The sequence below is a fragment of the Campylobacter concisus genome, assembly GCF_002913045.1.
Lineage (GTDB): Bacteria > Campylobacterota > Campylobacteria > Campylobacterales > Campylobacteraceae > Campylobacter_A > Campylobacter_A concisus_AP.
Genome location: NZ_PPAF01000035.1, coordinates 570,464 through 582,561 on the forward strand (window position 1 = coordinate 570,464; position 12,098 = coordinate 582,561).

Sequence of the window (12,098 nt, forward strand, 5' to 3'; positions counted from 1 at the left end):
GCTGGCGCAAATTTAAAAGCTGATCTCTTTTATATCAGCTACTTTTAGTATCTCGCTATAAATTTGGCCGATAATAGCAATGCGATTATTTCGCACTTTCTCATTTTCAACATTTATCATAACTTTGTCAAAAAACTCATCGATCTGTGGTTTTAATGCAAATAGCGCCTTTAGCATTGGCTCATACGCTAGGCTCTTATCGACCGCTTTAAATGCATCATTTAAGGCCTTTTCAGCATCTATCTCAAAGAGACTCTCATCAATCTTGCTAAATTTATCGTCTTTGATGATATTTGCAAGGCGCTTAAATGTAGAGAAATTCTCCCTAAAATTTGGCTCACTTGAAATTTTAGCAAGCGCCTCTATCATCTTAGTTAGCTCCAAGATATCCTTTTCGCCGCTTTTTATGCACGCTTTTACGATAGAAGCGTTTGCGTCAAAGAAGGTGTAGAGCCTATCAAGGATGAAATTTATAAGCACTTCAACGTCAAATTTCTTATAATCCTTTGCGATATCTTCTAAAATTTCTTTTACGTTAAATTTCAAATTATGCGCCAAAACGATCTTTATCACGCCATTTGCCGCGCGTCTTAGAGCGTATGGGTCTTTCGTGCCACTTGGGATTTTGCCGATGCTAAAGAGTCCCATTAGCGTATCAAGCTTATTTGAAAGCGCCACAACCGAGCTAAAGACCTTGCTTGGGCACTGCGCCTCCTCGCCGTCTGGCAGATACTGCTCTTTTATGGCTAAAACGACGTTTTCATCTTCATTTTTAGCCTTTGCGTAGTAAGCACCCATGATACCTTGAAGCTCGGTAAATTCATAAACCATCTGCGTTGTAAGATCAGCCTTACTTAGCATCACAGCTCGCTCTAGCTTAGCCTCGTACTCGCCAGCTTCTTTTTTGAGTAGCTCGTCATAGTTGCTAGCAAGCTTTTTAGCCACTTGTAGCTCTCTAAGCTCTTTTTCGTAGATACTTCCAAGCTCTTTTAGGTAAGTTATATTTTTTAGTTTTTCTGGGCCAAATTCGTGCGCTAGGTCGCTTTGCCAAAAGAACATCGCATCACTTAGCCTTGCCCTTAGCACCTTTTCGTTGCCCTTGATGATGAGCGAATAGTCCTGCGTTATGGCGTTGCTAACGACAACGAAGCCGTTTGCTAGCTTGCCATTTTTAAAGACTGGGAAGTAGCGCTGATTTTCTTTCATAGAAGTGATGATGACCTCGCTTGGCACCTCCAAAAATTCCTCTTCAAACGAGCCAAGAAGTGCTGTCGGATACTCGGTGATCGCCACAACTTCAGCTAACAAGTCTTTATCGATTTCGATCTTTAGCCCGCTTTTTTGGCTGATCTTTTCAAACTCATCAAGAATTATTTTTTCTCTCTCGCCTGCTTCAAGCACGACACCACGGCTTTTTGAGCCTTCAAAATACTCTTTTATATTTGAAATTTTTATCTTGTCATAGCTAATGCTTCTGTGTGGATAGGTTGAATCACCGCTCTCAACGCCAAATTTATTAAATTTTATGACCTCATCACCAAGTAAACACAAAAACGATCTTATCGGACGGATAAACTCAAACTCGCCGTTGCCCCAGCGCATAGACTTGCCAAAATTTAGGCTCTTTAAAAACTCCTCAACCATGTCACCCATTATCTTGGCAACCGGATCACCCTTTACCTCTTTTTCGTAGTAGAGCACCTCTTTGCCGTCTATCTCTTTAAATTTAAGCTCACTCTCATCTATGCCGCATTTATTTGCAAAGCTAAGTGCTGCCTTTGTAAAAGCTCTGTCTTTTAGCGCAACTTGCTTTGGCGCACCGATAAAGCTAGCCACGCTATCAGGCTGAGATTGTGGGAATTTCTCATGGAAAAAGACTAAACGACGCGGCGTATAGTAAAATTTAAACTCGCTTTTGATGTTATATTTTTCAAGAACAGCCTGCCATTTAGCATTGATATTTGGCAGCTCCCTTAAAAACGGTATCGCTGGAAGCTCCTCAACTCCAATTTCTAATAATAACTCTTTCATATTTCACTCTTTTTATTAAAATTTTCTCTTTTTTCTCTTACCATTTTTCTTGCCCTCTCCTTCTCCTGTGACTGTAAAATGACGCCTCTTATCATAAAAATAAGAAATAAAACAAACGCCGCAATCATAAAAATATCTAAAATTTGCACTCTCTACTCCACAACGATTTGGTTTTCTCTCTTATAAATTTTAACTCTCGCATTTTCAAAATTATACTCGCCATCTTTTAGCTTTTTCTTGCTATAAACTCTGATCTTACCGTATGGTGTATGCAGATAGCCCCTCTCTAGTCTACCCGAAATTTCAGCAAAGACATCACCACTTCTAGCTTCGCTTAATTGCGATGCATCTAGTAAATTTTCGCTAATATCTTTTGTGTCATGCTCATTTATGATCTCATAAGAGCTGACTTCAAGCGCATCTTCATAAATTTTCATTCGCCTTACTAAAATATCTAGCTCTTCGCCTACAATAACGCTATTTTTAGGATCATAGACATAAATTCCGCGGTGATTTTTCGAGAAAATAAAGCCATGCTTATCTTTTAGGATAACAACCACTTTTTCAATCACTGCTGGCACAGCTTCTGGATGATCAAAAAGCGTATCTACATTGACCGTCTTATAGTTTTGTTCGCTTATTTTTTTATTGGCTTTGTTTTCATCTTTTTTAAAAATTTTACTTACAAAGCTCTTTTTTACTAGGCTTGGATCAGTTGAAATTTTAAACTTTAACGCAAAGTGATCTGAGTAAAGGTCGCTCTTTGCAAAGCCTTTTTCATCGACTGCAAAGCTTGGTTTAAAGACTTCAAAGCTGCCACTAATATAACTTAGATCGCCATTTTCCATAAAACTAGGCGAAAGCAAAACATGATCGATCGCTCTTTTTTTGCCATGCACTGCGTGAGAATATCTATCTTTTGGCTCAAGCTCTTTATAAAGATCATAAAAATTTCTCGTTGCAATGATGTCATTTAGGATAGATTTTTGTCCAAAGGGCGAGTTAAAATCACCCAAAATAATCGCATTTTTCTCTTTACCTAGAGCCGCTCTTAACGTTTTTTCAGCCTTTTTTTGCATATTTATGCCATTTTTATAAGTTGGAAAGTGATTTACAAATATGCTAAATTTCTTACCTTCTGTCTCAAAAATAACCTTTAAAATATTTCTCGTCTTTACATTTGGAACTTTAAAAACTTCACTGCCACTTGGCTGCAACTTTGAAATAAGCCCAAGCCCAACAGGAGAGTTTTTCTCCTTTGTAAAGCTTACAAATTTATACTCGCTATCACTTACTAGAGCTTTTAAAACTTGCTCATTTTCGATCTCTTGAAGTGCGATAATGTCAGTATTTAGTGCATTTATGATCTGTCTTGTCCTTTGTAGTTTTGAATCAGCTGCCTCGCAGTCCCATTTTGATACGCCTACTTTAAAATCAAGATACTCGCTACCATCATCTTTGCAATCAAATAAATTTTGCACATTATAAGTTGCGATGCTAATTTCACTCGCAAATGCCACTAAAATGGTAAAAAACAAAGCAAAAACTACTCTCAAATTTCACCCCTAAAGTCAAATTCAGTGATATTTTGCCTGATCGCCTCATACGCGATAATGCCAGCACTCATAGCTAAATTTAAGCTCCTGCCCTCTTTTCCCATTGGTATGGTTATGGCGTTTTTAAAATTTATATCCATAAATTCTCTTGGCAGTCCAGTACTCTCGCCACCAAAAAATATAAAATCTCCTGGCTTAAACTCGGCCTCGTAGTAAAGCCTATTTGTCTTTGTAGTAGCGAAGAAAAATCTATCCTTGTGGCTTAAGTTTGCTTCTAAAAATTCTTCCAAACTATCCCAAATTTTTGGATTTAAAATTTTCCAGTAGTCAAGCCCTGCTCGTCTAACAGCCTTTTCACTCAAATCAAACACGGTGGGTTTAACGATATGTAGCTTTAAATTTGCATTAACGCACATTCTACCGATAGCTCCAGTATTTTGCGGTATCTGAGGATGGACTAGGACTATGTTAAACATAAGCTTTCTTTGCCTTAAAAAGTGTTATAAACTAGCCTATTTTAGCCAAAATGGGCTTTTAAGAGTTTTAAAGACTAATCTTTTCTAGGCTTACGCTCGCTTAGATATTTTGAAATTTCAAGCTCTTGCCTACGTTTTATCTCTTTTGCAATTTCTTCGTTTTTAAAATCAGCTGATAAAATTTCCGCTACATCAACCTTCGCATCAAATTTTACCTCATAAATTCCAAGCTTCTTGGCACGCTCTATCCGCTCTTTATTATAAGCTCCAAGCCATGATTTTATGGGCATATTTAGAGCTATTTGCATTAGCTCTTTATCGATTGGCATGTCCTTAAAATAAGGCTGCTTTAAGATAGAAAAGTAGCTCTTTGGTAGACGAATTTTCTCTAAAATTTCATTTGCGTCAAGCTCAAATTTGCCAAACAAAAGATACAAAAATAGCCTCTCATCATCCACAAATTCTCTAGCACTCTTAAGATCACTTAAAAACCCATCGTCCATAGAAATTTGCACGCCAAAAATTTCTTTAAAAAACCCAAGCTCAAAAAGATAGTAAGCTCCCTTTTCTAGATACTTTGCGCGAAAAAATTTAATAAGCTCAGTATTTATCCTATCCTTACTTAGATGCGATAAATCAAGCATTTTCATAAGCTCTAGCGTATCGTCAGCTATGCTAAAATCAAGCCTTGCGCTAAACTGCACGCCACGTAGCACCCTTAGCGGATCTTCTTTAAATTTTTCACTATCAATGTGCCTTAATATCTTGTTTGCTAAATCTTGCTTCCCGCCGTAAAAGTCTAAAATTTCTCCATTAAAGATATTCATCATCATGGCATTTATCGTAAAATCTCGCCTAAGGCTCGCCATTTTGGGATCATTAATATAGCTTACTGCAAAGTCTTTGTGTGAATTTCCAGTTTTGCTCTCGCTTCTTGGAAGCCCAATATCGTAGTTTTTGTATTTGTAGATAAAGTAGCTTTTACCAACACCGCTAGCGCCTATACTAGCCATTAGCTCATTAAATTTAGTAGGCTCAATGTCATAAACCTCGATGTCATAATCATAAATTTCTCGCCCCAAAAATGCATCTCTCACGCAGCCACCAACTAGATAGACACGTGAAGTAAATGGGGCAAATAGCGATCTAAAAAAGTCTAGCTCGCTATTTTTATAAATTTCATTTTTGATTTTTATCTCATTTTTTGAGCCATCTAATGGCTTATTTTGAGAGATTTTGGAGTCTATTTTCGATATTTGCAAGGGTAAATTCTAAAAATTTTGTCGTTAGCTCAAGCCTTGAAGCGAGATTTTGCTCACTAGTTTGTTTAAGCCCTTCAAAAAGCACTTCTATGCGTTCAGCAAGGTTTGCTAAGAAAATTTTCTCTTCGCTCACCTCTCTATTTTTTATTGGACTTACTGGTTCCTCTTTTACCTCAAATACTTGCTCATTTTGTAAATTTGTCTCAACTTTTAGCTCGTTATTTAGTATATTTTCATTAGACTCTATGGCCAAAAGCTCTTTTTTTAGATTCTCACGCTCAAGCTCTTCTTGCTTTTTATTTTGCAATGCTTCTATTTTCTCAAGCTCAGCGCTAACCTCACTGATTGCCATTCTAGCGATATCATCAAGCTTCATAATCTTATCAACCACCTTTTAAATTCATTTATCTCTTCATCACTTTTCATCGCTATAAAAAACTCTTTCATCTGCTCGTTTTTTATCGCTCGCTCTTTGCGAAGTCCGCTCAGACGGTTTATCGCGCTAAGGGCATCTTTATTTGACGGATCTTGCTTTAAGATATTTTTATAAATTTCAAGTGCATCATCTTTTAGCCCCTGAGCTTCGTAGATCAGTGCTTCAGTGATTGTGTTTTTCATTTTTTGATAAATCCTGCGATAACATCGCCTATCTCGCTAGTTGAGCAAATTTCAACTGCGTTAAAAGCAGCGATATCTTTTGTTCTGTAACCTTTTGCAAGTGCCTCTTTCACAGCATTTTCTATCGCATCTGCGGCTTCATTTTCACTAAATGCGTATCTTAGCATCATTGCTGCACTTAAAATTGTTGCGATTGGATTTGCTATGCCCTGTCCTGCGATGTCTGGAGCTGAGCCGTGTATTGGCTCATAAATTCCCACTTTGCCGCCCATGCTGGCGCTTGGCAAAAGTCCTATCGAGCCACAAACCATACTTGCTTCGTCACTTAAGATGTCGCCGAATAAATTTTCAGTAAGGATGACGTCAAAATTTGCTGGAGCTCTTACTAGCTGCATCGCCGCATTATCCACATACATAAAGCTAAGTTCTACTTCAGGGTATTTTTTAGCCACTTCGCTAGTCACCTCACGCCAAAGCTGACTTGTCTCAAGCACATTTGCCTTATCGACCATGCAGACCTTTTTCTTGCGAAGCATTGCTGTTTCAAAAGCGATCTTTGCGATGCGCTCTATCTCCATTTTAGAATAAATCATCGTATTAAACGCTCTATCTTCGCCTTTTTCACGTGGCTGCCCAAAATAAAGTCCGCCCGTTAGCTCACGAACCACGACAAAATCAACGCCTCTTAAAACCTCTGGCTTTAGTGTACTAGCATCCACTAGCTCATCAAAAACAATGGCTGGGCGTAAATTTGCATAAGCTTCAAGCTCTTTTCTGATCTTTAAAAGCCCGCTCTCTGGCCTTAGATGTCTTGGCAAGCTATCCCACTTCTCGCCGCCGATCGCTCCAAAAAGCACAGCATCAGAGTTTAAAGCAGAGCTAAGCGTTTCATCTGGCAAAGGCACGCCAAATACATCATAAGCTGCACCGCCCATAAGCTTGTAGTCGTATTCAAATTTTATCCCAAACTCAGCGCTAACAACATCTAAAATTTTTATCGCCTCATCTATGATCTCAGGACCGATGCCATCGCCTTTTATAACACAAATTTTATATTCTCTCATTATTTAATCCAACTTTACTTTTGCGTATTCTATAAGTCCGCCAGCGTTTAAAAGCTCTTGCATAAACGGCGGTATAGGGCTAAATTTATACTCTTTGCCGCTGGTTAAATTTACGATCGCGCCGTTATCTACGTCTATTTTTAGCTCGTCGCCCTCGTTTATTTCGTCCGTTTCTTTGATTTCAAGTATCAAAAGCCCCGTATTAAAGCTATTTCTATAAAAAATTCTCGCATAGCTTTTAGCTATCACCGCGCCAATGCCAGCAGCTTTAAGTGCGATAGGAGCGTGCTCGCGAGAGCTACCGCAGCCGAAATTTTCGCCCGCTACGATAATATCGCCCTTATCTATCTTGGAGCTAAAATTAGGATCGGCATCCTCCATTATATGTTTTGCTAAGATATTTTCGTCGGAAGTATTTAAGTATCTGGCGGCGATAATTATATCGGTATCGATATTGTCGCCGAATTTCCAAACTTTATTCATCGTTTCGCCTTTTTTAAATTTTCGAGATTTTAGCCAAAAGTAGCTAAATAATTCATCAAACGGCGAATAAAATTTGCGGCCTAAACGGCTAAAGGGCAAGGCGAAGGGCGTTTAACGCCCCCTTTTATTTTTTTAAATTTAAAGAACACCTGCCTAAGAATTTACACGCAGGGCAAAAACCCGTAACGCCGACGATAATCGGGATTAACCCGATTAACGCCCAGTAGCTCTCGTAAAAATACCAAACTGCCACCATAAAAACTAGCCCTAGTACGACCCTAATAATTCTACTTTTCACGCTTACCATATTTTTACCTTTTCTTAAAAATTTTATAAAGCGGGCAGTAGCCGTAATATCCCGTTAAAAGCGGAATTAGCCCGACCGTCCACAACCAGCAGTCGCAAATAAATCCGAAAATAAAAAACCAAATCGCCGCTATAATCAAACGTATAGTTTTATCTAAAACGCTCATTTTATCTCCTTTAAGCCAAAGCTTTTAGCATTCCGTTCATAACCATAGGTTTAAATCCGTAAATTTTAACCAGCCAACTCATGTAGCTCTCTCTGGTAGCGCCGAAGCACTCTAACGTCGGAGCCGTTCCCTCCCAGTCGAACTCTACCATTATGGCCTTGCCGTATTTGGTGATAAAAGGGCAAGCCGTATATCCGGTAAATTTCTCGCTAGGTTCTCGTCCTTTTATCGTATCGGCTAAATTTTTAGCTAAGATCGGATACATTTTCCTAACGCTAGCCCCCGTTTTACCAGCCGCAAATCCGCAAATATCGCCGATACCGAATATATTTTTAAATTTTGTACTTTGCAGGCTGTATTTATCGACGGCTAAAAAATTTAGCTTGTCACCCTCTTTGGTTAGGCCGGCGCGAGCTAAAATTTCGCTTCCTTTTTGCTTAGGCGGCAAGTGAAGCCAGTCGTATTTTACGTCGATTAGCTCGGACGCGATTTTATCTTCGCCGTTTTGTCTATACGCCGTCCAAAACTCGAAAGTAGCGGTATTTGAGCTTTTATCGACGGCTACGATTTGGTGGCGAAGATTAAATTTTATCTTTCTTTTTATCATTATTTGAGTCATCGCCGCGGCATAAGTCGGATCGCCGAAAAGCTTGCCGCCGCCGACGTAAAGATTAACGCTGCCTTTATCGCGGTTGCCGGCCAACCTCAGCCTATCTTCGCTCATGCATGTTACTTTTTTATTAGCGCCGCTGCATTTCATCGGGGTTTTTTGATCGCAAAATACCGCCGTGCCGCCGTTTTGAGAAAATTTTTTCATCAATTCGTTGCTCTTTACGGCGCCTTGTAGAGTATAGACGGAGGATATGTTGCCGCTCATATCGTTAATATCCTCTAAGCTTAGCCCCTTAACGGCTTCAAAGTCGTATTCCACGCCGCTTGCTACGATTAGATAATCATACCCCAGCTCGCTCCCGTCGTCTAGGACGAGTAGATTGGCTTCGGGCTTTATCTCCGATACGTTTTTGCGTATCCACTCGGCTCCTTGCGGGATATAATCCGCTTTTTCGTAAACGACGTCGCTAGCTTCGTAAATTCCGACGGCGATTAGCGTAAAGCCCGGCTGGTAGTAAAATTTCTCGTCTTTATCCACGAGAATTACCTTGGCGTTAGGCATATCTCTTCTAAGTTTAGCCGCCAACGCGATACCGCTAAGTCCCGCGCCCATTATAACGATTTTAGAATTTATATCGTCGTTTTCGCCGCCCGTTGCCGAACAACCGCTCATACTCGCGGCTAGTCCCGCGGCCCCCATTAGCTTTAAAGCGTCTCTTCTTTGCAGTCCTTTCATAAATTCTCCTTTCAAACGAGTTTATGAAATGCTACATAAAAAAGGCCACCCTCTCCGTAACAAAGTTACCTTAAAACGAGAATTTTAAGAAACTAGCCTTATTTCGCCGCGGCTTTGCGTTATTTGCCCGCTTCTCTCAAGCTCTTTTAGTACCCTAGATACCGCTTCTCTAGCGCTTCCTAGATGATTCGCCAGCTCTTCGTGAGTTATTTTTATAAAATTTTCGTTTAGATTTTCGATGCTTTGAGATAAAAAATTCATAATCCGCGCCGAAAGCGGCGAAAACAAAGCCTGTTCCATAACGTTTATCGTTCTGGCAAACCGATCGGCTACGATTTTTAGAGTAAAATTTAAAACGCTCGGATATTTTTCTTTAAGAGGTTTGTAGATTCGCGCCGGAATAACGATAATTTCGCTATCTTGCTCGATTTCGACGCTTACTTTATTTTCTAGCGAATTTATAGAACACGTATCGCACAGCACGCAACTCTCGTCTTTAGTTAGCCTAAATATCGTTATTTCCTTTGCGTTAGACGATACGAACGCCCTTAAAACGCCTTTTAGTATAAGGATAAATCCGAAGCAATCGTTTCCGGAGTAAAATATATCGCCCTTTTTTACGGTTTTTAGATACGCGTTAGCAAAGATCGCATTTAGATCCTCGCTTGCTAGATCGAAATTATTCGTAAATCTCTCGCGCAAAATTTCTTTTAACTCTTCGCTTAGCATTTTGCCCTTTCGTGACTTCGTTACAAAAATTTAACCTTATTATAGGTAATATTGCATAAAAATTTAATACGAAAAGAAAAAAAATGCACGACGTTAAGCAAAACGACTCGCAAAGCAAAATAAAATCGCTTCCGATTATGCTTTTTGCCGGTACTATGGGGCTTGGAGGGCTTTGCGCGGCTTACAAGAAATTAAGCGAGATATTTGATTTACCGAGCGAGATATTCTCGGCGCTTAGAGCGTTAGACTGCACGGTATTTTGCCTGCTTTCGGCGTTTTACTTCTTTAAGCTTTTAAAATTTAAAGAAGAGGTAAAGGCCGAATTTTCACACCCTATAAAGATAAATTTTTTTGGCGGATTTATCATCTCGCTTTTTCTTTTAGCTCTAGCCTACAAAGACGCGCCGCGACTATACTACTCGCTTTTTTACGCGGCTTTAGGCTTGCAAACGATTTTTACGCTTTACGTAATTTCTTTTTGGATCGACGAAAAATTCGATATCGCGATGCTAAATCCAGCATGGTTTATCCCCGTAGTGGGCAACTTGCTAATCCCGATCATAGCCGAAAAATCTCAAGCGATCTGGTATTATTTTAGTTTGGGGCTATTTTTCTGGATTATTTTATTCGCCGTTATATTTTATAGGCTAGTCTTCTGCGATAAGTTAGCCGACAAATTCGTCCCGACGCTAGTCATTACGCTAGCGCCGCCGGCTATGGCGTTTTTGGGATACGTAAAACTAACCGAGCGATTCGACGCTTTTGCGGCGATACTGCTTAATATAAACGTGTTTTTCGCGGCGCTTATACTTTTTTCGTATAAAAGATTTATTAAACTCAAATTCGCCCTATCGTGGTGGGCTTTTACCTTCCCGACGGCTGCTAGCTCTATAGCGTTTTTAAAAGCTTACGAAATTACGCAAAGCGATTTTTATTTATTTTTAGGCGTCGGCGCTTTTGCGACTCTAGTCGCTTCGATTTTGATAGTCGGATTTTTAACGGTTAAATCCATAATAAACGGCGAAATTTTTTCGGAAAAATAGCCTTAGCTCAAAAATTTACTTTAGTAGTATTCGTAGCTGATTTCTAGCTTTTTATATAGGCCAATTTCCGTTATGTCGCCGTTTTCGTAGTATTTGTCCGCGGGCTTAAATTTGACCGAGGTTTTATGCGTCAAATTTCCCCGCTCGTCCCTCATTATGTCTTTAAACTGCAAAATTTGCCAGATTTTTGCCTCGGAGCCAAAGTAATTTACCGACGTATACTCCATCTCGTCGCCGTTTGCGGCGTAGTAATAAATCCATTTTGAGCCAGGAGCTTGCGTGATTTTTTCGTATTCGCCGTTTGGCTTGCGCTCGAAGCTTATCTCTATGCCGTGGCGCGGCTCCATATTATTTTCTATCCGCACTAAAACACCCATTTCATCGTAGACGTAGCTATCGTCCGTCACTAGCGTCCCACCCGAATACGTCGCCCTAGCGATCATTTTGCCGTCCTTGCCGTAGATAGTTTTCTCCGTGCGGGGGTAAAATCTATCCTCGACATACTTTTCTTTGGCCGTCGCGACTAAATTTTCGCCGTCAAATTCGTATTCGTAGAGATAAACGGCGCTATCTTGATATTTTTTGCGTATTAGCCCGTCTTTGCCGTATTCAAACAAAACCGAGCTGTTTGGCACGCCGTTTGTGTGCTCAGTTTCTTGCACTATATAGCCGTTTTCGTTAAACTCCGTTCGCTTTACGCGCGTATTTTCTAGCGTGCCGGAGCCGTCCGTAGAGTATTCGTACTCCGTAGCCGTCATGCTTTTTACCTCGCCTTTTAGCTCTCTTTTGCTCCAGTCGCTTTGCGGTAAAACGGCCGAGTTTAGATAACAAATCGCCGATGCCGCCGCTAAAATAGCCTTTAAAATTTTCATTTTTATCCTTTTTCAAATCACGCAAAGCCTAGATTAGTTTAGCCTAAAAAGCGGCAATACCGGTAAAATCCTAGCTTTTGCGAGTTTAAATCCGCGCTTGAAACCGACTTAAATTTTTAAGCAAGCCTGAGGCAATTTTCATT

At 39.9% G+C, this 12,098-nt stretch carries 14 protein-coding genes; 1 reads left to right on the forward strand and 13 read right to left on the reverse strand.

Features of this window, described 5'->3' with window-relative positions; translation table 11 throughout:
• Positions 1-12: 12 nt before the first annotated feature.
• The 12 genes from glyS to CYP43_RS06840 form a co-directional block, all read right to left on the reverse strand.
• Positions 13-2,031: a glycine--tRNA ligase subunit beta gene (glyS, locus tag CYP43_RS06785; RefSeq protein ID WP_103582978.1), complete on the reverse strand. Its 2,019-nt coding sequence runs from the start codon at positions 2,029-2,031 to the stop codon at positions 13-15.
• 152 nt (positions 2,032-2,183) lie between these two features.
• A complete protein-coding gene (locus CYP43_RS06790; protein WP_103582979.1) occupies positions 2,184-3,587 on the reverse strand; it encodes an endonuclease/exonuclease/phosphatase family protein in 1,404 nt (467 codons plus the stop codon).
• Positions 3,584-4,063 (reverse strand): tRNA (cytidine(34)-2'-O)-methyltransferase, encoded by a 480-nt coding sequence (locus CYP43_RS06795; RefSeq protein ID WP_103582980.1) that lies wholly within the window; start codon positions 4,061-4,063, stop codon positions 3,584-3,586. The genes CYP43_RS06790 and CYP43_RS06795 overlap by 4 nt, the downstream gene beginning before the upstream one ends.
• Before the next feature lie 74 nt (positions 4,064-4,137).
• Positions 4,138-5,325: a CCA tRNA nucleotidyltransferase gene (locus CYP43_RS06800; RefSeq protein WP_103582981.1), complete on the reverse strand. Its 1,188-nt coding sequence runs from the start codon at positions 5,323-5,325 to the stop codon at positions 4,138-4,140.
• Positions 5,285-5,701, reverse strand: a complete 417-nt coding sequence (locus tag CYP43_RS06805; RefSeq protein WP_103582982.1) for a CiaD-like domain-containing protein — start codon at positions 5,699-5,701, stop codon at positions 5,285-5,287. The genes CYP43_RS06800 and CYP43_RS06805 overlap by 41 nt, the downstream gene beginning before the upstream one ends.
• Entirely contained in the window at positions 5,698-5,943 is a 246-nt protein-coding gene (locus CYP43_RS06810; protein WP_021091490.1) for a hypothetical protein, read from the reverse strand. Before CYP43_RS06810 ends, CYP43_RS06805 begins: the two co-directional genes overlap by 4 nt.
• Positions 5,940-7,007, reverse strand: coding sequence for a 3-isopropylmalate dehydrogenase (gene leuB / locus CYP43_RS06815; RefSeq protein ID WP_103582983.1), 1,068 nt, complete (start codon positions 7,005-7,007; stop codon positions 5,940-5,942). Before leuB ends, CYP43_RS06810 begins: the two co-directional genes overlap by 4 nt.
• Before the next feature lie 3 nt (positions 7,008-7,010).
• Positions 7,011-7,490 (reverse strand): 3-isopropylmalate dehydratase small subunit, encoded by a 480-nt coding sequence (locus tag CYP43_RS06820; RefSeq protein ID WP_054196874.1) that lies wholly within the window; start codon positions 7,488-7,490, stop codon positions 7,011-7,013.
• Positions 7,491-7,614: 124 nt separating this feature from the next.
• On the reverse strand, positions 7,615-7,788 hold the full coding sequence (locus CYP43_RS06825) for a YgaP family membrane protein (RefSeq protein ID WP_258032174.1): 174 nt from the start codon (positions 7,786-7,788) through the stop codon (positions 7,615-7,617).
• A 13-nt stretch (positions 7,789-7,801) separates the two neighbouring features.
• Positions 7,802-7,963, reverse strand: coding sequence for a YgaP family membrane protein (locus CYP43_RS06830; protein ID WP_021091464.1), 162 nt, complete (start codon positions 7,961-7,963; stop codon positions 7,802-7,804).
• Between the two features lie 10 nt (positions 7,964-7,973).
• Complete coding sequence (locus tag CYP43_RS06835; protein ID WP_103582984.1) at positions 7,974-9,311, reverse strand: NAD(P)/FAD-dependent oxidoreductase; 1,338 nt, start codon at positions 9,309-9,311, stop codon at positions 7,974-7,976.
• An 84-nt stretch (positions 9,312-9,395) separates the two neighbouring features.
• On the reverse strand, positions 9,396-10,040 hold the full coding sequence (locus tag CYP43_RS06840; RefSeq protein ID WP_103582985.1) for a Crp/Fnr family transcriptional regulator: 645 nt from the start codon (positions 10,038-10,040) through the stop codon (positions 9,396-9,398).
• 83 nt (positions 10,041-10,123) lie between these two features.
• Here CYP43_RS06840 and CYP43_RS06845 point away from each other — a divergent pair, with 83 nt between their 5' ends.
• Positions 10,124-11,083 carry an SLAC1 anion channel family protein gene (locus CYP43_RS06845; RefSeq protein ID WP_103582986.1) on the forward strand — a complete coding sequence of 320 codons (960 nt, stop codon included), beginning with the start codon at positions 10,124-10,126 and terminating at the stop codon, positions 11,081-11,083.
• Positions 11,084-11,103: 20 nt separating this feature from the next.
• Here CYP43_RS06845 and CYP43_RS06850 read toward each other — a convergent pair whose 3' ends face one another.
• A complete protein-coding gene (locus CYP43_RS06850; RefSeq protein ID WP_103582987.1) occupies positions 11,104-11,955 on the reverse strand; it encodes a hypothetical protein in 852 nt (283 codons plus the stop codon).
• Between the last annotated feature and the right edge of the window lie 143 nt (positions 11,956-12,098).

Excerpts from the sequence above, each read along its gene's own strand:
- glyS (WP_103582978.1), bottom strand. The coding sequence starts at position 2,031 with ATGAAAGAGTTATTATTAGAAATTGGAGTTGAGGAGCTTCCAGCGATA.
- CYP43_RS06795 (WP_103582980.1), bottom strand. The coding sequence starts at position 4,063 with ATGTTTAACATAGTCCTAGTCCATCCTCAGATACCGCAAAATACTGGA.
- CYP43_RS06805 (WP_103582982.1), bottom strand. The coding sequence starts at position 5,701 with ATGAAGCTTGATGATATCGCTAGAATGGCAATCAGTGAGGTTAGCGCT.
- CYP43_RS06810 (WP_021091490.1), bottom strand. The coding sequence starts at position 5,943 with ATGAAAAACACAATCACTGAAGCACTGATCTACGAAGCTCAGGGGCTA.
- leuB (WP_103582983.1), bottom strand. The coding sequence starts at position 7,007 with ATGAGAGAATATAAAATTTGTGTTATAAAAGGCGATGGCATCGGTCCT.
- CYP43_RS06820 (WP_054196874.1), bottom strand. The coding sequence starts at position 7,490 with ATGAATAAAGTTTGGAAATTCGGCGACAATATCGATACCGATATAATT.
- CYP43_RS06830 (WP_021091464.1), bottom strand. The coding sequence starts at position 7,963 with ATGAGCGTTTTAGATAAAACTATACGTTTGATTATAGCGGCGATTTGG.
- CYP43_RS06835 (WP_103582984.1), bottom strand. The coding sequence starts at position 9,311 with ATGAAAGGACTGCAAAGAAGAGACGCTTTAAAGCTAATGGGGGCCGCG.
- CYP43_RS06840 (WP_103582985.1), bottom strand. The coding sequence starts at position 10,040 with ATGCTAAGCGAAGAGTTAAAAGAAATTTTGCGCGAGAGATTTACGAAT.
- CYP43_RS06845 (WP_103582986.1), top strand. The coding sequence starts at position 10,124 with ATGCACGACGTTAAGCAAAACGACTCGCAAAGCAAAATAAAATCGCTT.
- CYP43_RS06850 (WP_103582987.1), bottom strand. The coding sequence starts at position 11,955 with ATGAAAATTTTAAAGGCTATTTTAGCGGCGGCATCGGCGATTTGTTAT.